Below are 18,731 nucleotides of genomic sequence, written 5' to 3'. Positions count from 1 at the left end.
CCTCCGATCCGCTCCGCGCCCCGTCCGGGGCAGGATGCCCCGATCCTACGGGTCCGGCCCGGCGGCGACCGGAGTAGATTGCCACCATGGACATCCGCGGGGGGATCGTGAGCACGCTGTCCGTGCTCGTGCTGCTGCTGAGCGCCTGCGCCCCGGAGGGCGGCGGGACCGTGGCCACCGGCGAGCGCCTGGGCGCCCCGGCGGACGCCCCCGCCCTCGACGTCGAGGTCGTCGTGGACGAGCTCGAGCTCGCGTGGGACGTGGCCCGCACCCCGGAGGGGACCGTGCTGGTCACCGAGCGGGGCGGCCGGCTGCTGGCCCACGACGAGCAGGGCACGCGGGAGGTCGCGGCCGACCTGGACGACCTGTTCGTGGGCAGCGAGGCCGGGCTGATGGGCCTGGAGGTCTCCCCGGACTTCGGGCGGACCCGGGAGATCTTCCTGTGCCACGCGACGCGCACCGGGGACGGCCGGCCGCAGGACGTGCGGGTCACCCGCTGGCGGCTCGACGAGGGCGCCGCGGCGGCCGAGCGCACCGGGACGGTCGTCGACGGCCTGCCCATCAGCTCCGGCCGGCACAGCGGCTGCCGGCTGCGCTTCGTCCCGGACGGCACGCTCCTCGTGGGCACCGGGGACGCCGCGCAGGGCGCGAACCCGCAGGACCCCGACTCGCTCGGGGGCAAGACGCTGCGGCTGCACCCCGACGGCACGGTCCCGGAGGACAACCCGTTCGCCGACCGGGACGGGCCCGGGGCCGCCGTCCACACCCTGGGCCACCGCAACGTCCAGGGCCTGGCGGTGCAGCCCGGGACGGGCACGGTGTGGTCGGCGGAGCACGGCCCCGGCACCGACGACGAGATCAACGTCCTGGAGCCCGGCGCCAACTACGGGTGGGACCCGGCGCCCGGCTACGACGAGTCCGTGCCCATGACCGATCTCGAGGAGTTCCCGGACGCGCTCCCGGCCGCGTGGTCCTCCGGGCGCCCGACGGTCGCCCTCAGCGGGGCCGCCTTCCTCGAGGGGGACCAGTGGGGGGCGTGGGAGGGCGCCCTGGCGGTCGCGGAGCTGAAGAACACCGGCGTGGGGGTCTACCGGGTCGAGGACACCGCGGTCACCGGGCTGACCCGCATGGCGGAGCTGGAGAACGACTACGGCCGGCTGCGCTCGCTGACCCTCGACGACGAGGGCGCGCTGTGGGTCACCACCTCCAACGGCGACGACGACGCCGTCCTGCGCGTCACGGCGAGCGCCGGCGACTCCTGAGCGGGGCGCACGACACGCCGGAGGGCGCCGGTGCCGCCCGCCCGCCGGGCGGCTCCGGTTGACTGGCGCCTGACACCGTCCCCCGAACGGCCCCTGCGGAACGGTCCCCCCGGTGACGCGGCCCCCGACCTCGTCACGATCCCCCTCCCGCACCCCCACCCCCACCCCCACCCCCCTCTCGGGCCCAGGGAGTTCCCCCATGCACCGCCGCACCCTTCTCGCGCTGGGCGCCGCCCTCGCGACTGTCCCCGTCGCCGCCCCGACGACCCCCGCACAGGCAGGAACCACGCTCAGCCCGAGCAGCACGACGCAGCGGCAGCTGGACGCCGCGATCCGCACGCTGTGGGCCGACTGGACGTCGCTGCTGCGGCACGACGCGGCCCGCGGCTGGTGGGCCGTCCGTGCCGATGCCCAGAACGGGGCCAACCCCTACGTCGCGGAGGGGCAGGGGTACGGGCTGATGCTCAGCGCCCAGCTGGCGCCCCTCGACCCCCGGGCCCGCGGCTACGTCGACGGGATCACCCGCTACGTCCTGGACCACCCCTCCCGGATCGACCCGGGCCTGCACGCCGCCGAGCAGGACGACCGCATGGTCTCCCACCACGGCCGGGACAGCGCCACCGACGGCGACCTGGACCTCGCCATGGGGTGGCTGATGGCGCACCAGCGGTGGGGCTCCGGGGGGACGTACGACTACCGGCGGCTGGCCCTGACCCGCATCGCCGCGATCAAGCGCTCCCTGATTTCCCCCACCACCGGGCTCGTCGAGCTCGGGGACTGGTCCAACGGGGCCTGGCGGAACGTCTCGCGCCCGAGCGACTGGATGATCGGGCACTTCGGGGCGTTCCACCGCGCCACGGGGGACGTGAGCTGGGCGGCCGTCTGGGGGCGGCGACCAGGCCTGGCTCGACGCCCTGGGCCGCTGTCTGGCGGCCCGCACCGAGTTCACGTCCTACTACTCCAGCTCGATCCAGCTGCTGTCCATGGTGAGCGTCTCCCGCGCCTACGCCCTCCACCCCTGAGCCGGCGCGGACCGCCGTGCGGCGCGTCGCCCCAGCCCGGTCGACGGCGCCCCGCCGAGCTCCGCCCCGGGGCGGATCCGCGGCGAGCCGGGGCCGGGCAGAGTGGACCCATGCCCGCTCCCGCCCCCTCCCGCATCGCGGCCCTCGACGTGGCCCGCGGTCTCGCGATCCTCGGCACGCTCGCCACCAACATCTGGATCTTCAGCCACCAGGGCGGCTTCCTCGGCTATCTGACCGATCCGCTGGCCGGCACCGCCGGCGGAGCGGCGCGCGCTGCCCAGGCGCTGCTGATGGCCGTGGCCAACGGCAAGTTCCTGGGCCTGCTGATGCTCCTCTTCGGGATCGGCCTCGCCGTCCAGCACGTCTCCGCCCGGCGGCGCGGGCTCGCGTGGCCCCGGTCCTACCGGGTGCGGGCGGGGATCCTGTTCCTGGACGGGCTGCTCAACTACCTGCTGATCATCGAGTTCGACGTCCTGATGGGCTACGCGCTCACGGGGATGGTCGTGGCGTGGCTGGTGACCACCTCGGAGCGGGTGCAGCGCGGCGTCGTCCTGGCGTGCGCCGCCGCGCACGTCGCGGTGATCGGCGCGCTGACGGCCGTCCTCGTCGTCGTCCCCGCCGGGGACCCGGCCGAGGCCCTGGCCCGGCCGAACCCCTACGCCGACGGCACGTGGTGGGAGCTCGTGCTGCTGCGGGTGGACGCCGTCGTCCTGTTCCGCGCCGAACCCGTCCTGATCCTCGGGCTGGGGGTGGTCATGTTCCTGGCCGGGCGGTTCCTGTGGCGGGCCGGTCTCCTCGTCCCGGACGGGGGCCGGTGGCGGCGGCGGCTCATGGTCCTGGGTCTGGGGGTCGCCCTGCCCGTGGACCTGGGCCTGAACGTCCTGGGCGGGCAGGCCGGTGCCTTCTTCGCCCGCTACACCACCGCCCCCGTGGTGGCGCTGGGTCTGCTGGCGCTCGTGGCGCACCTCGGTGTGCGTCGTCCCGGACAGCCGCCGTCCTGGGCCGCGCGGAGGCTGGCGGAGGTCGGCCGGACGGCCCTGAGCTGCTACCTGCTGCAGAACCTCCTGGCCTCGGCGCTGTTCTACGGCTGGGGCGCGGGCCTGGCCGTGGCCGCGGCCCAGCACCGGCTGCCCGCCACGGTGCTCGCCTGGCTGGTGGTGTGCGCCGCCGTGCTGGTCTTCGCGCACCTGTGGCTGCGGCGCTTCCCGCGCGGCCCGCTTGAGGAGCTCACGGCGCGCGCCGCCGGCGCGCGCCGTGCCCCTGCGGCCGTGGCCCGCGAAGGCTGAGACCTCGGACCCGGCCCGGCGCGCGGCCGCTCAGGACTCCGCCTGGCCCTGCCGCCAGTAGCCCATGAAGGAGACATGCTCCTTGGGGATGCCCGCGGCGTCGACGCACAGCCGGCGCAGCGCCTTGACGGTGCCGGACTCGCCGGCGAGGAACACGTAGGGGGCGTCGGCGCGCGCGGGGGCGGCCACCGACCAGGCCCGGGGCTCCGCGGCGTTCTCCGCGACCGCCAGGGCGGGCGTCCCGCGGCCGCGCTGCGGGCGGCGGCCGGCCAGGACGTCGTCCACGGCTCCGCCGGGCAGCTCGAGCAGGCGCGCGAGGCGCACCGCGGCCCGGTGCCCGTGCCCGGCCGGCTCGGCGCCCCCGGCGCGCGGCAGGACGTGCAGCCGGACGTCCGGAAGGTCCGCGGGCAGGCGGTGGGCGGCGACGTCCTCGGGGTGCGGGACCTCGAGCACCACGTCGAGGCGGGGGCGGGTCCCGCCGGCGGGCAGCCCGTGATGGGCGTCCGTGAACTCCTCCGCGACGGACATCAGGGCCGGGGCTGCGGTCTCGTCCCCGACGGCGAGCACGCGCTGGGCGCCGCCGTGGTCCCACGCCGCCCAGGGCCGCTCCTGGGGACCGGGTCCGAGCAGGTACACGCGCTCGCCGGGGGACACGGCGGCCGCCCACCGGCTGCCCGGGCCGTCCTGGGCGTGCCCGCCGTGCACCACCACGTCGATCACGAGCTCCGGGACCACCATCCCGCAGAACGTGGTGCGCCGGACGCCGCGCACGGTGTAGGTGCGCATCCACCCGCGCTCCTCGGCGGGCCGGGCGAACCAGCCCTCCCGCAGCCCCAGGGACAGGTCCGCCCGCTCGGGCTCGCGGCCGGGGGGCGGGACCAGCAGCTTGATGTAGGCGTCCCGGCACCGGGTTCGGTCCCCGGCCCCGATGAGCGCGGGGGACAGGCCGGCGAGCTCCGGGCCCGCCAGGGTGATCCGGCGGAAGGACGGGCACAGCTGGGTCACGGACGTCACGGCGGCCTCGACGCACAGCACGGGGTCCGCGCGGGCACCGGTGGCCTCGGGGGTGGGGATGACGGTCACGGCAGGGTCCTTCCGATCTCGGCGGCGGCCCGGGGCGCGGGCTCCAGGGCCACGGGTGCGGCGGGCGGTACGGGGTGGGAGCCCTCGCGGGCCCGCCCGCGGGGCAGGACGACGGGCCGGCCGCCCACGGGGTCCCGCGCGACGTCCGCCCGGAGCCCGAAGACCTCGGCCAGCAGCTCGGGGGTGAGCACCTCGGCGGGCGTGCCCACGGCCACGATCCGTCCCGCGGCCATCGCCACGAGCCGGTCGGCCACGCGCGCGGCCAGGTTCAGCTCGTGCAGGACGGCGACGACGGTGGCCCGGCCGGCACCCGGCCCGTCCGGGTGCTCCAGCCCCCGGAGCATGTCCAGCAGGTCCACCTGGTGCGCCAGGTCGAGGTAGGAGGTGGGCTCGTCGAGGAGCATCGTGCGGGCGCGCTGGGCCAGGGTCAGGGCGATCCAGACCCGCTGGCGCTGCCCGCCGGAGAGCTCCTCCACGGGGCGCGCGGCCAGGGCCGTGAGCTCGGTGAGCTCCATCGCCCGGGCCACGGCCGCGTCGTCGTCGGGGGAGGGGGCGCCCCACCACCGGCGGTGCGGGTGCCGTCCGCGCTCCACGAGCTCGGCGACGGTCAGGCCCTCCGGGACCACGGGCGACTGCGGCAGGAGGCTGACCGAGCGGGCGTACTGGCGGGCGTGCCACTCGCGCACGCCGCGGCCGTCCGCCTCGAGCGTGCCGGCGAGCGGGCGCAGCTGCCGGGACAGGCCCTTGAGCAGCGTGGTCTTGCCGCAGCCGTTGGCGCCGATGAGCACGGTGGTGGCCCCGTGCGGGATGTCGAGGTCCACCTCCCGCACCACGGTGCGGTCCTGGTAGCCCAGGGACAGGCCGCGCATCCGGAACGCGGGGACGCCGGCGCCGGGGTCCGCCACGGGCTCCTCCACGGGGCGCAGGCCGGGGCGCACGTCGTCGCGCAGCTCGGGGCTCATGCCAGGGCTCCTCTCCGCTGCCGCACGAGCAGCCACAGCATCACGGGGGCGCCCACGGCGCCCGTGACCACACCGGCCGGCAGCTGCACCTGCGCCACCAGGCCCGCGCCGACGGCGTCGGCAACCACCACGACCACGGCGCCCACGAGGGCGCACGCCACGATCGAGGTCCGCCCGCGGGTCAGGGCGGTGGCCACCGGGGTGGACATGAGCGCCACGAAGGCGAGCGGGCCGGTCGCGGCCGTGGCCACGGCGGCCATCAGCACGCCCAGGCCCAGGGCGAGGGCCCGGCTGCGCGCCGGGCGCGCCCCGAGCCCGGCCGCCAGCTCCGGGCCGAGCTCGGCGGGCTCGAGCGCGCGGTGCACGGCCACGGCCGCGGGCACGGCCAGCAGCAGGCACGCCCCGAGGACCGTGATCCGGTCCCACGTGGCGGCGTTGAGGGAGCCCGCGGTCCAGAGGGCGGCGTCCTGGGCGGAGTTCAGGGACAGCCGTGCCAGCAGGGCCGCGGTGAGGGCCTGGGCGAGCGCGGCCACGCCGATGCCGGCGAGCAGGAAGCGCTCGCCCACGATCCCCCCGGTGCGCAGCCGCACCGAGGCGGTGGCGATGAGGGCCGCGGCGAGCAGCGCCCCGGCCAGGGCGGTCCAGGACACGGCCGTGCCCCGCAGACCCCACAGCGCGGTGCCGGCCACGGCTCCCGCCGCGGCGCCGTAGGTGATGCCCAGGATGTCGGGGCTGGCCAGGGGGTTGCGGAGCACCCGGCGGAACAGGGCGCCGGAGCAGCCGAGGGCGGTCCCGGCGAGCGCGCCCAGCACGGCGCGCGGCAGCTTCTCCTGCAGCACGATGAAGCTCGCCCCGGGGATCTGCTCCCCGGCGAGGATCGCGAAGAAGTCGGGGACCGTCACGGTGTAGCGCCCGAGCAGCACGCGCACGGCCAGGGCCGCGAGCAGCGCCAGGGCCAGCAGGGCGACCGCCCGGCGGGTGCGGCGGGTCCGGTCGCGGCGGACGCCCCGGACGAGCTCGGCGGCGCCGGGATCCGCGGGGGCGGCGGGCGCGGGGGCGAGCACGGTGCCGGTCACAGCGTCACGCTCCGGCCCCGGCGCAGCAGCGCCAGCAGCACGGGCACGCCCAGCACCACGGTGGTGACGCCCACGTGGATCTCCTGGGGCGGGGTCAGCACCCGGCCCAGGACGTCGGCCGAGAGGAGCAGCACGGGGCCCAGGACCACGCTGAACAGGACGATCCAGCGGTAGTCGCCGCCGAGGAGACGGCGCACGGCGTGGGGCACGAGCAGGCCCACGAAGGCGATGGGGCCCGCGAGCGCCGTGGCCGAGCCGGAGAGCAGGACCACGCCCACGAAGACGAGGACGCGCTGCACGCCCAGGTCCACGCCCAGTCCGTGGGCGAGCTCGTCGCCCAGGGCCATGGCGTTGAGCCCCGAGGAGCCGCCGAGCACGAGGAGCACGCCGAGCAGCACGAGCGGCGCCACGGCGGCGAGATCGGTGGTCTCGGCGCGGGCGACCGAGCCGATGCTCCAGAACCGGAAGCGGTCCAGGACCGCGGGCAGCATCAGCACCACGGAGGAGGTCAGCGCGGTGAAGCCGGCGTTCACGGCCGCGCCGGAGAGGACCAGGCCCGCGGGGGTCGGGGCGCCGCCGCCGAGCCGGGAGGAGCCGAAGACGAGCACCGCGGCCACGGCCGAGCCGGCGAGAGCCAGAGCGGTGAGCTGCCACGTGGTCACGAGGCCGAGCCAGCCGATGCCGAGAACCACCGCGCACGCGGCGCCGGCGGTCAGCCCCAGGAGCCCGGGGTCGCCCAGCGGGTTGCGGCTGACCCCCTGCATGCCGGCGCCGGCCACGGCCAGGGCCGCCCCCGCGAGCACCGCGGTCAGGGTGCGAGGGATCCTGCTCTGCACCACGGCGGCGTCGATGCCCAGGCCGGCGGAGACCTGCGCCCAGCCGCCCTCCAGGAGCGCGGCGGGCAGGCCGGTGAGCACGGCGACCACGGTGGCCGGGTCCACCGAGCGGGCCCCCCAGAACAGGGAGGCCGCGGCGGCGAGGGCCAGCAGCAGCACGGCCGCGGACAGGGCGAGACCCCGGCGCCGCTGCGCGGTGCCGGGGACCTGCCGGGTGGCCCGGGCGGGGGAGACCGTGCTCGAGCTGCTCACCGGGACCGCGGTCTCACCGGCCGCCGGCGGACGCGGCGGCCTCGGCGATGTCCGGCAGCACGTTCTCGAGCGCCCACGGGATGCTCAGCGGGGAGGCGGCCGAGACCGAGAGCACCTCCTGCTGGTCGCTCTGGAGCACCAGGGCGTCGTTCTCGACCGCGGGGACGCGGCTGAGCAGGGGGTCGTTCTCGATGGCCTCCCGCACGCTGTCGTCCTCGGCCCAGCTGACGAAGACGTCGGAGGTCAGCTCGTCGGCGCGCTCCGGGGACCAGGTGATGAAGAACTCGTCCTCCTTGCCCTCGGCGGCCTCCGCGACCGCCTCGGACTGGACCATGCCGAGGGACTCGAGGAACTTGGGGCGGTTGTCCACCGCGGTGTAGGCGAAGATCTGGTCGGCCGCGGACGGGTCGAGCGTGCCGTACACGAAGGACGTGCCCTCGAGCTCCGGGTGCTCGGCGGCGGCGTCCTCGATCTGCTGCTCGACGTCCGCCACGACCTCGGCGGCCCGCTCCTCCCGGCCCAGGGCCTGGCCGATGAGCTCGGTGGAGTCCTGCCAGGACGTCCCGTAGGCCACGGCGTCCTCGGGGAAGCCGACCACGGGCGCGATCTCGGAGAGCTTGTCGTAGTCCTCCTGCGTCAGCCCGGAGTAGGCGCCCAGGATGACGTCCGGCTGGAGCGCGGCGATCGCCTCGAAGTTGATGCCGTCCGTCTCGGCGTAGGTCTCCGGGGCCTCGGCGCCGGACTCCTCGAGCGCGGCGTCGAACCAGTCCGTGGAGCCGTTCTCGTTGGCGCCGAAGTCCAGGGCGGGCACCCCGACCGGGACCACGCCGAGGGCGGTGGCGACGTCGTGGTTGACCCAGGACACCGTGGCCACGCGCTCGGGGGCCTCCTCGATCGTGGTCTCGCCGAAGGCGTGCTCCACGGTGCGCGGGAACTCGCCGGTGGCGCCCTCCGCGGACGCGGACCCGCTCCCGGACTCCCCGCCCGCCGGTCCGGTGGAGCACCCGGTCAGGACCAGGGCCCCCGCGGCCAGCAGGGCGGCCGGGGCGAGGACGCGGCGGCGCGCGGCGGACGGGGCGGGGAACAGCGGGCGCGGAGCGCGGGGGAGCAGAGAGGTCACGGCCACCCTTTCGGACGTCGACGGCGGAACCGTCGGTGGGACGCGAGGTGAGGCAAGGGTTGCCTAACCCGGAAGACAGGGATCACCCTAGGGCGTGATCCGGCGAATACGCAACACGAGCATGATGTAATCGCTCCGCCGATGTGGTTAGGTATGCCTTGCCTAACTCCACGAGGGGCCCGAGCGGCCCCGTCCACCCCCTGCGAGGAGCCCATGCACGACTTCCTGCTGACCCACGACACCCCGGCGCAGTACGCCCGCGCCCTGCACGAGACCGTGGACGTGCTCGCCGTCCACCTCGCCGGCGCCCGGAGCCCCCGCTCCGCCGCCACGCCCGAGGAGCTCGAGGAGCTGGTCGCCGCGGTGGACCTCGAACGGCCCCTCGGGGACCTCGGCGCCGTGGTCGAGGAGACCCGGCGGCTCTACCTCGACCACGCCGTGCACTTCCACGCCCCGGGCTACATGGCCCACCTCAACTGTCCCGTGGCCATCCCGGCGGTGGCCGCCGAGGCGCTCACCGCCGCGGTGAACACGGCGGTCGAGACCTGGGACCAGAGCACCACCGCCACCCTGGTCGAGCAGCGGATCGTGGACTGGACCGCCGCGCGGATCGGCTTCCCCGCCGCGGGCGAGCCGGACGGCGTGTTCACCACCGGCGGCACCCAGTCCAACCTCCAGGCGCTGTTCACGGCCCGGGAGGAGCGCCTGTCCCGGGCGCACCCGGCGTCCCGCGGGGAGCGGCTCGGGCGGCTGCGGATCGTGGCGGGGGAGCACGCCCACTTCAGCATCGCGAAGGCGGCGCACCTGCTGGGGCTGTCCGCGGACGCGGTCGTGCCCGTGCCCGCCGCGCGGGGCGGAGCCCTGGACCCGGTCGCCCTCGAGCGCGTCCTGCACGAGGTCGCCGCGTCCGGCGCGGAGGTCGCCGCGGTCGTGGCCACGGCCGGCACCACGGACCTCGGGGCGATCGACCCCCTGGCCGACGTCGCCCGGGCGTGCTCCGCCCACGGCGTCTGGCTGCACGTCGACGCCGCCTACGGCGGCGGCCTGCTCGTCTCGCCCGCCCACCGCCACCGGCTGGACGGGATCGAACGGGCGGACTCCGTCACCGTGGACTTCCACAAGTCCTGGTTCCAGCCGGTCGCCGCCTCCGCCCTGCTGCTGCGGGAGGGGCGGAGCCTGCGCTTCTCCACGTGGAGCGCCGAGTACCTGAACCCCCGGCACGCGGTGCGGCCCAACCTCGTGGACAAGTCCCTGCAGACCACGCGCCGCTTCGACGCCCTGAAGCTGTGGATGACCCTGCGCACCGTCGGCGCCGAGGGGATCGGCCGCGCCCTCGACCGGGTGCTGGAGCTCGCCCAGGAGGCGGGCCGGATCGTGGACGAGACCCCCGACCTGGAGCTGGTGGCCGAGCCCGTGCTCTCGACCGTCCTGTTCCGGCACCGGTCCCCGGACGCCGACGACGACGCCGCGGACCGGCTCGTGGAGACCGTGCGGAGCGCGCTGTTCGACTCCGGCCGCGCCGCGGTCGCCTCGACCGTCCTCGACGGCCGCCGGTGCCTGAAGCTCACGCTCCTCAACCCGGCGACGACCACCGAGGACGTCCGGGGCGTGCTGGACCTCGTCCGGGCCGCCGCCCGCGGTGCCGCGCCCCGCCCGCTCGAGGCCGCGGCGGGGGCCCGCTGATGGCGCCCGCGACCGGGCACGTCCACGACCTGCTGGGCATCGGGATCGGCCCCTTCAACCTGGGCCTGGCCTGCCTCGCCGCACCGCTGGAGGACCTCGACGCGGTGTTCCTCGACGCGAAGGACGCCTTCGACTGGCACCCCGGGCTGATGCTCGAGGACGCCACGATCCAGGTCCCGTTCCTCGCCGACCTCGTCACCCTGGCCGACCCCACCTCCCCCTACTCCTTCCTCCACTACCTCAAGCGGACCGGACGGCTGTACCCGTTCTACATCCGGGAGGACTTCAACCCGCTGCGCGCCGAGTACAGCGCCTACTGCCGGTGGGCGAGCGAGCAGCTCGACAGCCTGCGCTGGGGCCGGGAGGTCGTCGGCGTCGAGCGCGACCCCGCCGACGACGCCTACGTGGTCACGGCCCGGACGGCCGCCGGGACGGAGCAGTGGCGGACCCGCCGGCTGGTCCTCGGCGTCGGCACGGTGCCCGCAGTGCCCGCGGGCGTGGACCCCGCCGCCGGCACCGTCCTGCACACCAGCGACTACCTGCCCCGGCGCGAGGAGCTGCTCGGGCGGGGGAGCGTCACCGTGCTCGGCAGCGGCCAGTCCGCCGCCGAGGTCTACCGCGACCTGCTCGAGCGCTCCGGCGCCGACGGCCCGCGGGTGGACTGGATCACCCGCTCCCCGCGGTTCTTCCCCATGGAGTACACGAAGCTCACCCTCGAGCTGACCTCCCCCGAGTACGTGGACCACTTCCACGGCCTCGGCGCGGACCGGCGGGACCGGCTCAACCGCGAGCACGCCAGCCTCTACAAGGGGATCAGCGCGGAGCTGGTGAACGACATCCATGAGCTGCTCTACCGCCGCTCGGTGCACGGGCACCCCGCCGGCCTGCTGACCACGAGCACCACCCTCATGGGTGTCGAGCAGGACGGCGGCGACCTGGTCCTCGCCCTGCACGACGACGAGCTCGAGCGCGACTGGCGGCACCCCACCGGCGCCCTGGTGCTGGCCACCGGATACCGCGCCGAGGTGCCCGGCTTCCTGGCCCCGGTCCTCGACGACATCGCGTGGGACCCCGCCGGCCGCTACGACGTCTCCCGCGACTACGCGGTCGACCACGAGCGCTCCCGGATCTGGGTGCAGAACGCCGAGGTGCACACCCACGGCCTGACCTCCCCCGACCTCGGCATGGGCGCCTACCGCAACAGCGTCATCCTCCGGGCCGTCACGGGCCGGGAGGTCTACCCGGTCGAGCCAGCCATCGCCTTCCAGACCTTCGGCGTCCCCCGGGGCGCCGCCCAGGACGTCCCCCGTGACGTCCCCCGCGACATCCCCCAGGAGACCGCATGACCGCCCGCCCCGCGCCCGCCCGTCTCGCCACCCCCGGCGGCGTCCTGACCCTTGAGCCGCTCGTCCCGGACGCGACCACCGTCGAGCTCCTGCACGCCTGGCTCACCCACTCCCGGTCCCGGTTCTGGGACCTGCTCGACGCCGACCCCGAGCGCGTCCGGCGCACCTTCGCAGCCGTCGCCGAGGACCCGCACCGCGACGCGTGGCTGGCCCGCCTCGACGGCGTCCCGCTCGGGCTCGTCGAGACCTACGACCCCGGCGCGGTGCTCCTCCCCGGCCACTACGCGCACCGGCCCGGCGACGTGGGGATGCACCTGCTCCTCGCCCCCGCACGGACCCCCGTGCCGGGCACGAGCGCCGCCCTCATGGCCGCCACGCTGCGCTGGCTCTTCGAGGCGCGCGGGGCCCGGCGCGTCGTCGTCGAGCCCGACGTCCGCAACACCGCCGTCCACCGGCTCAACGCCCGCGCCGGCTTCGAGGTCCACGGCCCGCTCGAGCTGCCCGGCAAGACCGCGCTGCTCAGCACGTGCACCCCCGAGGGGTTCGCGGCCTCCGAGCTGGGCCCCGCGACCGCCGTGGTCCCCGCCGTGGTCCCCGTCGCGGTCCCCGGGGAGGAGGCCGACGACGGGCCCGCCCACCTCGGCCTGCACCCGATGCGGACCGCCCACCGCCACCTGTGCTGCAAGGCCCTGGCCGAGTTCGCCCACGAGCGGCTGATCGCCCCCGAGCCCGTGGGGGAGGGGCTCTACGAGGTCCGCACCGGCGGGGACCGGGTCCGCTACCGGTTCCGCGCCCGGCGCACCGCCCTGGAGCACTGGGTGCTGGACGAGGGCTCGCTGCGCCGCTCCGTGGACGGCGCGGACGCCGAGCCGGACGCCCAGGCGCTGGTCACGGAGCTGGCCCCCGCGCTCGGCATGCCCCCGCACCTGCTGGCGACCTACCTCGAGGAGATCGCCGGGACCCTCGCCTCGGCCGCGTACAAGCTGGTGCACCGGACCCGGCCCTCGGCCGCGCTCGCGGAGGCGGGCTTCCAGGACGTCGAGGCGGCGATGACCGAGGGGCACCCGGGCTTCGTGGCCAACAACGGCCGGATCGGGATGGGCGTCACCGAGCACGACCGCTTCGCCCCCGAGGCCGCCCGTCCGGTGCGCCTCGTGTGGCTCGCCGTCCGCCGGGAGCTCAGCCGCCTCGACACCGGGCGCGGCCGCACCGAGGAGCAGCTGTGGGCCGGCGAGCTGGACCCGGCCGTGCGGTCCCGCTTCCGGGCCCGGCTGACCGGTCTGGGCCTGGACCCGGAGGACTACCGTCCCCTGCCGGTGCACCCCCACCAGTGGGAGCACCGGATCGCGGTGACGTTCGCCCCCGACCTCGCCCGCCGGGACCTCGTGCTGCTGGGCACCACCGGGGACGAGCACCGGGCGCAGCAGTCGATCCGCACGTTCTTCAACGTCTCCCGTCCCGACCGGCACTACGTGAAGACCGCCCTGGCCGTGCAGAACATGGGCTTCCTCCGGGGGCTCTCCCCCCGGTACATGCGCGACACCCCCGCGATCAACGACTGGGTCGCCGACGTCGTCGCGGCCGACCCGGTGCTCGCGGAGGCCGGGTTCTCGGTCCTGCGGGAGGTGGCCGCGGTCGGCTACACCGGGGACGCGTACCACCGCGCCGCCGCCTCCGGCCACGGGGAGGAGGGCCCGCACACGAAGATGCTCGCGGCGCTGTGGCGGGAGAGCCCCGTGCCCCGGCTCGCGGACGGGGAGCGGCTCGCGACCCTCGCGTCCCTGCTGCACGTCGACGCCGGCGGCACACCGCTGGTCTCCGTGCACGTGCGCGCGTCCGGGCTGGACGCCGCGGAGTGGGTGCGGCGGCTGCTCGCCGTGTACCTCGCCCCGGTGGCCCGGTGCCTGCTCGCCCACGACCTCGTGTTCATGCCGCACGGAGAGAACGTCGTCCTCGTCCTGGCCGGGCACGTCCCGCGGCGGGCGGTCATGAAGGACATCGGCGAGGAGGTCGCCGTCGTCACGGACCGGCCCCTCCCGGAGGGCCTCGAGCGGATCCGCCACGTGGTGCCGCCCGCCACGGCGGCGCTGTCCGTGCACACGGACGTGTTCGACGGCGTGCTGCGGCACCTCGCGGGCCTGCTCGAGGCCGACGGGCTGCTGGCCGCGGACGAGTTCTGGGACCTCGCGGCGCGGTGCCTCCAGGACGTCGCCGACGCCGACCCGGCCGGCGCGGACCGCGTGCCGCTCTTCGCGCCCCGGTTCGAGCACTCCTGCCTCAACCGGCTGCAGCTGCTCAACACCCTGCAGATGGTCGACCTGACCGACCAGGCGGCGTCCCTGCAGTACGCAGGGACCCTGGAGAACCCGGTGGCCGGGCGGGTGCCCGTGCGCTGACCCGCCCGCCCCGCCCCGTCCGGGACCGGGCGGGCCCCGCCCGGACCCCGAGTGGCGTTTCCCCGGGTCCTGCCCCAGGATTGAGCGGTGCCCGACGACCGTTCCGCCACCGCCGACCCCGCCCCCGGCCACGACTCCGGCCACGGCTCCGTGCCCGAGCTGCTGGTCGGCCTCGTCCTCTCCCCGCAGATCGCGGGCGCCCTGCCCCGGGACCTCGCGGCCTCCCTGCAGGGGCCGCTGCACGCGCGCTATCCCGGGGTGCGCTGGCGGGTGGCGGCGGTGACCGACCGGCTGGTCGTCCCGCCCGCCGACGGCCTGGACCTGCTCGAGGCCGCGCGCGACCGGATGCTCGACGAGGACTGGGACCTCGTCGTGGTCCTCACGGACGTCCCGCTCAAGGACGGCCGCAGCCCCGTGCTCACGCAGCTGAGCCCTGTGCACGGCGTGGGCCTGGTCGCCGTCCCGGCCCTCGGCGCGCTGCACGTGGGGCAGAAGGTGCGGCAGACGACCGTGCGGGTGGTCGGCCACCTGCTCGGCCACGACACGGAGGACGCGGGCGACGCCGACGCGCAGGAGGAGCTCGTGCGGCGGGCGCGGCAGCGCTCGGAGGACCTGGTGGACCGGCCCGAGGACAACGCCGTGCAGTTCACGGCCCGCGTCCTCGGCGGCAACGTGCGCCTGCTGCTCGGGATGATCCGTGCCAACCGGCCGTGGACCCTGGTGGTGCGCCTGTCCCGCACGCTCGCCCTGGCCGCGGCGACCGGCGTGCTCACCCTGGTCGCCTCGGACCTGTGGCTGCTCGCCGCCGCCTACGGGCCCTGGCGGCTGGGGCTGCTGGGCCTGCTGTCGATCGGCGCGGTGACCGGCGCCCTCGTCGTCGGCGCCCGGCTGTGGGAGCGCCCGCGCCGGCGGGCCGAGCGCGAGCAGGTGGCCCTGTTCAACCTCGCCACCGCCGCCACCGTGGCCATCGGCGTCTCCGTCTTCTACCTCGCGGTCTTCGCCCTGTCCTGGCTCGGGGCGCTGCTGCTCGTGGACGGCGGAGTCTTCGCGGCGGTGATCGGCGCTCCGGCCGGGGCGGTGGAGTACGTCAAGCTCGCGTGGCTGACCGCCACGCTCGCCACCGTGGGCGGGGCCCTCGGGGCCGGGCTCGAGGACGACGACGCCGTGCGCGCCGCGGCGTACACCCGCTCGGAGCCCTGACCCGGACCACCGCCGGCCTCGCCCGCGCGGACGCCGACAGTCAGTAGACTTGGTGTTCCCGGGGTGTTCCCGGAGCCGACCCGGGAGGACACCATGGCCGCCGCGCAGCAGAGCCCCGCGAAACCCCGCACGCCCCGCACGCCGCGCCTGCGGCGCAGCAACTGCAGCCGTCCCGGGATCACCCGCCGCGGGTACGGCAAGGGGTTCGCCTACCGGCACGCCGACGGCACGAAGGTCCAGGACGGGGACGAGCTCGACCGGATCCGCGGGCTGGCGATCCCCCCGGCCTGGAAGGACGTGTGGATCAGCCCCCAGCCCAACGGGCACATCCAGGCCACGGGAGTCGACGGCGCCGGGCGGCGCCAGTACATCTACCACCCCCGGTGGCGGGAGCTGAAGGACCGCGAGAAGTTCGACCGCGTCCTCGACTTCGGCGACACGCTCCCGCAGGCCCGCCCGGCCGTCACCCGGCTGCTGCGGACGGAGGGCGCCACGGAGGAAAAGGCCTGCGCGGCGGCCTTCCGGCTCATGGACGAGGCCGCCCTGCGCATCGGCAACGAGGAGTACGCCCAGTCGAACGGCTCCTACGGCGTCACCACCCTGCTGGTCCGGCACGTCCGGGTGGACGGCCGGGACGTGCACCTCGACTTCCCCGGCAAGAGCGGGCACCGGTGGGCGCTGAGCCTCCGGGACGCCGACCTCGCCGCCGCGCTCGCGCCCCTGCTGGAGCGCGGCCCGGACGAGACCGCGCTCGCGTTCCGCGACGAGGACGGGCAGTGGACCGGCATCACCAGCGCCCGCCTCAACGACTTCGTGCGGGACCGGTGCGGCCCCGACTTCACCGCCAAGGACTTCCGCACCTGGCAGGGCACGGTGACCGCCGCGATGGCGCTCGCCGCCCGCGCCGGCACCCGCCCCAGCGAGAGCGCCCGGAAGAAGGCCGTGTCCGTCGCCATGCGGGAGGTCGCCGAGCACCTGGGCAACACCCCCGCCATCGCCCGCAGCTCCTACACGGACCCGCGCGTGATCGACCGGTTCCTGGACGGCGAGACCATCGACGCCGCCACCTACCGGGCCGCGGAGCGGTCCCTGCGCGGATTCCTCACCTGAGCCGCGGGCCCGGGGTGGCCGGGCGGCCGCCCCGGGCCCGTGCTCAGGACAGGCCCACGTAGGTGGCCGAGTAGCCGAAGCCGACGACGTCGTCGCGGCCGTCGCCGTCGACGTCCCCGAGCAGGCGCGGATACCGCGCCGGGTCCCAGCCGGCCGCCCAGCCGAAGGAGCCGGACGTCAGCTCGGGCCCGGTCAGGAAGTCGTCGTCCCCGTAGGCCACGAGCACGCCCGCGTTGCCGAAGCCGACCACGTCCAGGATCCCGTCGCCGTTGATGTCCGCGAGGTCCCGGGGGTGCCGGTCGGTGCGCCAGCCCTGCGCGGCGCCGAAGTCGGCGAGCTCGAGCGAGACCGGCTGGTACCTGGGCTCGCCCGGGGCGGAGGGCCGGGAGTAGGCGGCGAGGGCCCCGCGGTGGCCGAAGCCGATCACGTCCGGGGGAAGGTGACCGCTGACGTTGCCGACGACCCGGGGGTGCTGGTCGACGCGCCACCCCTGGGCGTACCCGAAGTCGCGGATCTCCAGGGCGGGCTGGGTGAACGTGTCCCCGAGCGCCGAGAAGTAGGAGACGTAGGTGCCGGCGTCACCGAAGCCCACGATGTCGGCCGTCCCGTTGCCGTCCATGTCGGCGAGCATCCGGGGGTTCTTGTCGATCCGCCACCCGCGGTCCCAGCCGTAGCTGTCGATCCGCTTGCCGGTGCCGTCGAAGGTGCGGTCCGCCCGGCCGTGGGAGACGGTCACGCCGGAGTACCCGAAGCCGACGATGTCCGCCGTCCCGTTCCCGGAGAGGTCGGCCAGCTCGCGGACGTGCTGGTCGACCCGCCAGCCCTGGTTCCAGCCGAACTCGCGGACCTTGAGCTGCGGCGCGGTGAAGCTGCCGTCGGGCTGCGCGTAGGAGACGATCACGCCGGCGTTGCCGAAGCCGACGAGATCGTCCCGGCCGTCGCCGTCGACGTCGGCGACCGTGCGCGGGTGCCGGTCGGTGCGCCAGCCCTGCGCGGTGCCGAAGTCGCGGACCCTCAGCACCGGCGCGGCGAACGTGCCGTCGGCCTGGCCCTGGGCGACGAAGACGCCGGGGTCGCCGAAGGCGACGACGTCGGCGCGGCCGTCCCCGTTGACGTCGGCGAGCTCGCGCACGTGCTGGCCGACCCGCCAGCCGTCGACGTAGGAGAGGAATCCCTGGGTGGACACGGCGTGGGCCGGTCCGGCGAGAGCGATGCCGGTGGTGGCCAGCGCCGCCGCGGAGAGCCCGGTGAGCAGCCGGGCCGTCGGTGAGCGTTTCATGGTGGAACCTCCAGGTTCCGTGGAGCGGAGAACTCGGTCCGGAGCGCCGGACGGCGGGTGGGACGCCGGTCGGCCCCCACCGCCCGGCGATCGGCCGTGCGCTCGGCCGGGGTCCCGGGACCGTGGGTCCACCGGTGACCGCGCTCTGCCGAGCGGACGGAACTGCTGGTGGGACCAGTCTAGATCCGTGCGTATGCGATCGCTAAGTGTTCTCCGTGCCGTGCTGAATCGTTATCCCGGATCCGTGACCGGAGGCCCGGGTCCCCGTCCCGGGGCCGCTCAGCGGCGGATGCCGCGGCGGATGCCGCGGCGGAAGTACAGGACCGGGCCCACGAAGTTGACGGCGATGATCGCGGCCCACTTCCCCTTGCCGCCGTTGACCTCCGCCGCGGGCCGCAGGGCGAGGCCCGTCCAGGCGGTGGCCGCCAGTGAGACCTGCACGGACGCCAGCGTCAGCAGCGCGGTCCGCTGCCCCGGCGTGAGGTCCTTCCACCGGGTGCTCCTCCTGGTGCCGATGCGCGTCATGGTCGTCCTCCCGGTGCTCGGGGACTCGGGGTCCCGGCGGCCGCTCCGCGGGCGGCCCGTGGCACTCATGCTGGTGCGGGCGCCGCCGGCAGTCAACGCCTGACCGGCATGCGGGCCCCGGGCGCCGGTGCACGCGCATGGGGACATCCTGCTCCACCGCCGGGTCCCGTGTCCGCGTGTGACCGAGGATTCCGGGCGTCGGCGGGCTCCGGCACCCGCGGCGGGGCCGGCACCGGGCCGGCGGTCTAGCCTGGGAGGTATGACCCGGTCCCGGACCTTGTCGCCGTCCGTTC

The 18,731-nt window shown here is 76.0% G+C and carries 14 protein-coding genes; 7 read left to right on the top strand and 7 right to left on the bottom strand.

Annotated features, from left to right (window positions below):
- Positions 1-86 precede the first annotated feature (86 nt).
- On the top strand, positions 87-1,262 hold the full coding sequence (locus E7Z53_RS00950; protein ID WP_095650273.1) for a PQQ-dependent sugar dehydrogenase: 1,176 nt from the start codon (positions 87-89) through the stop codon (positions 1,260-1,262).
- 199 nt (positions 1,263-1,461) lie between these two features.
- The gene (locus E7Z53_RS00945; protein WP_176336957.1) at positions 1,462-3,570 is read left to right on the top strand and encodes a glycosyl hydrolase family 8; all 2,109 of its coding nucleotides are present in this window, start codon (positions 1,462-1,464) and stop codon (positions 3,568-3,570) included.
- 30 nt (positions 3,571-3,600) lie between these two features.
- On the opposite strand, the gene E7Z53_RS00940 is transcribed toward E7Z53_RS00945, so the two are convergent.
- The 5 genes from E7Z53_RS00940 to E7Z53_RS00920 are packed head-to-tail and all read right to left on the bottom strand — an operon-like array spanning position 3,601 to position 8,899.
- Positions 3,601-4,653: a siderophore-interacting protein gene (locus E7Z53_RS00940; protein ID WP_017834695.1), complete on the bottom strand. Its 1,053-nt coding sequence runs from the start codon at positions 4,651-4,653 to the stop codon at positions 3,601-3,603.
- Positions 4,650-5,615 (bottom strand): ABC transporter ATP-binding protein, encoded by a 966-nt coding sequence (locus E7Z53_RS00935; RefSeq protein ID WP_017834696.1) that lies wholly within the window; start codon positions 5,613-5,615, stop codon positions 4,650-4,652. Before E7Z53_RS00935 ends, E7Z53_RS00940 begins: the two co-directional genes overlap by 4 nt.
- A complete protein-coding gene (locus tag E7Z53_RS00930; RefSeq protein ID WP_176336956.1) occupies positions 5,612-6,691 on the bottom strand; it encodes a FecCD family ABC transporter permease in 1,080 nt (359 codons plus the stop codon). Before E7Z53_RS00930 ends, E7Z53_RS00935 begins: the two co-directional genes overlap by 4 nt.
- On the bottom strand, positions 6,688-7,779 hold the full coding sequence (locus E7Z53_RS00925; RefSeq protein ID WP_176336955.1) for a FecCD family ABC transporter permease: 1,092 nt from the start codon (positions 7,777-7,779) through the stop codon (positions 6,688-6,690). Before E7Z53_RS00925 ends, E7Z53_RS00930 begins: the two co-directional genes overlap by 4 nt.
- Positions 7,780-7,792: 13 nt before the next feature.
- Positions 7,793-8,899, bottom strand: coding sequence for an iron-siderophore ABC transporter substrate-binding protein (locus E7Z53_RS00920; protein WP_440941477.1), 1,107 nt, complete (start codon positions 8,897-8,899; stop codon positions 7,793-7,795).
- A gap of 213 nt (positions 8,900-9,112) precedes the next feature.
- Here E7Z53_RS00920 and E7Z53_RS00915 point away from each other — a divergent pair, with 213 nt between their 5' ends.
- From E7Z53_RS00915 to E7Z53_RS00895, 5 genes are all read left to right on the top strand, one after another.
- Entirely contained in the window at positions 9,113-10,582 is a 1,470-nt protein-coding gene (locus tag E7Z53_RS00915; RefSeq protein WP_109268342.1) for a pyridoxal phosphate-dependent decarboxylase family protein, read from the top strand.
- Positions 10,582-11,928, top strand: a complete 1,347-nt coding sequence (locus E7Z53_RS00910; RefSeq protein ID WP_176336954.1) for a lysine N(6)-hydroxylase/L-ornithine N(5)-oxygenase family protein — start codon at positions 10,582-10,584, stop codon at positions 11,926-11,928. Before E7Z53_RS00915 ends, E7Z53_RS00910 begins: the two co-directional genes overlap by 1 nt.
- Positions 11,925-14,324 (top strand): GNAT family N-acetyltransferase, encoded by a 2,400-nt coding sequence (locus E7Z53_RS00905; RefSeq protein WP_176336953.1) that lies wholly within the window; start codon positions 11,925-11,927, stop codon positions 14,322-14,324. The genes E7Z53_RS00910 and E7Z53_RS00905 overlap by 4 nt, the downstream gene beginning before the upstream one ends.
- Before the next feature lie 87 nt (positions 14,325-14,411).
- Entirely contained in the window at positions 14,412-15,524 is a 1,113-nt protein-coding gene (locus E7Z53_RS00900; RefSeq protein WP_176336952.1) for a hypothetical protein, read from the top strand.
- A 93-nt stretch (positions 15,525-15,617) separates the two neighbouring features.
- A complete protein-coding gene (locus tag E7Z53_RS00895; protein WP_176337218.1) occupies positions 15,618-16,634 on the top strand; it encodes a DNA topoisomerase IB in 1,017 nt (338 codons plus the stop codon).
- Between the two features lie 43 nt (positions 16,635-16,677).
- Here the strand turns inward: E7Z53_RS00895 and E7Z53_RS00890 are convergent, their stop codons facing one another.
- Positions 16,678-17,913, bottom strand: coding sequence for an FG-GAP repeat domain-containing protein (locus E7Z53_RS00890; protein ID WP_176336951.1), 1,236 nt, complete (start codon positions 17,911-17,913; stop codon positions 16,678-16,680).
- 279 nt (positions 17,914-18,192) lie between these two features.
- Complete coding sequence (locus tag E7Z53_RS00885) at positions 18,193-18,438, bottom strand: hypothetical protein (RefSeq protein WP_176336950.1); 246 nt, start codon at positions 18,436-18,438, stop codon at positions 18,193-18,195.
- Positions 18,439-18,731: the final 293 nt, after the last annotated feature.

The sequence above is a fragment of the Kocuria salina genome (assembly GCF_013368965.1).
Taxonomy (GTDB): Bacteria; Actinomycetota; Actinomycetes; order Actinomycetales; family Micrococcaceae; genus Kocuria; species Kocuria rosea.
The sequence above is the reverse complement of the archived record's forward strand: the minus strand, read 5'-3'. Positions and strand labels throughout refer to the sequence as shown.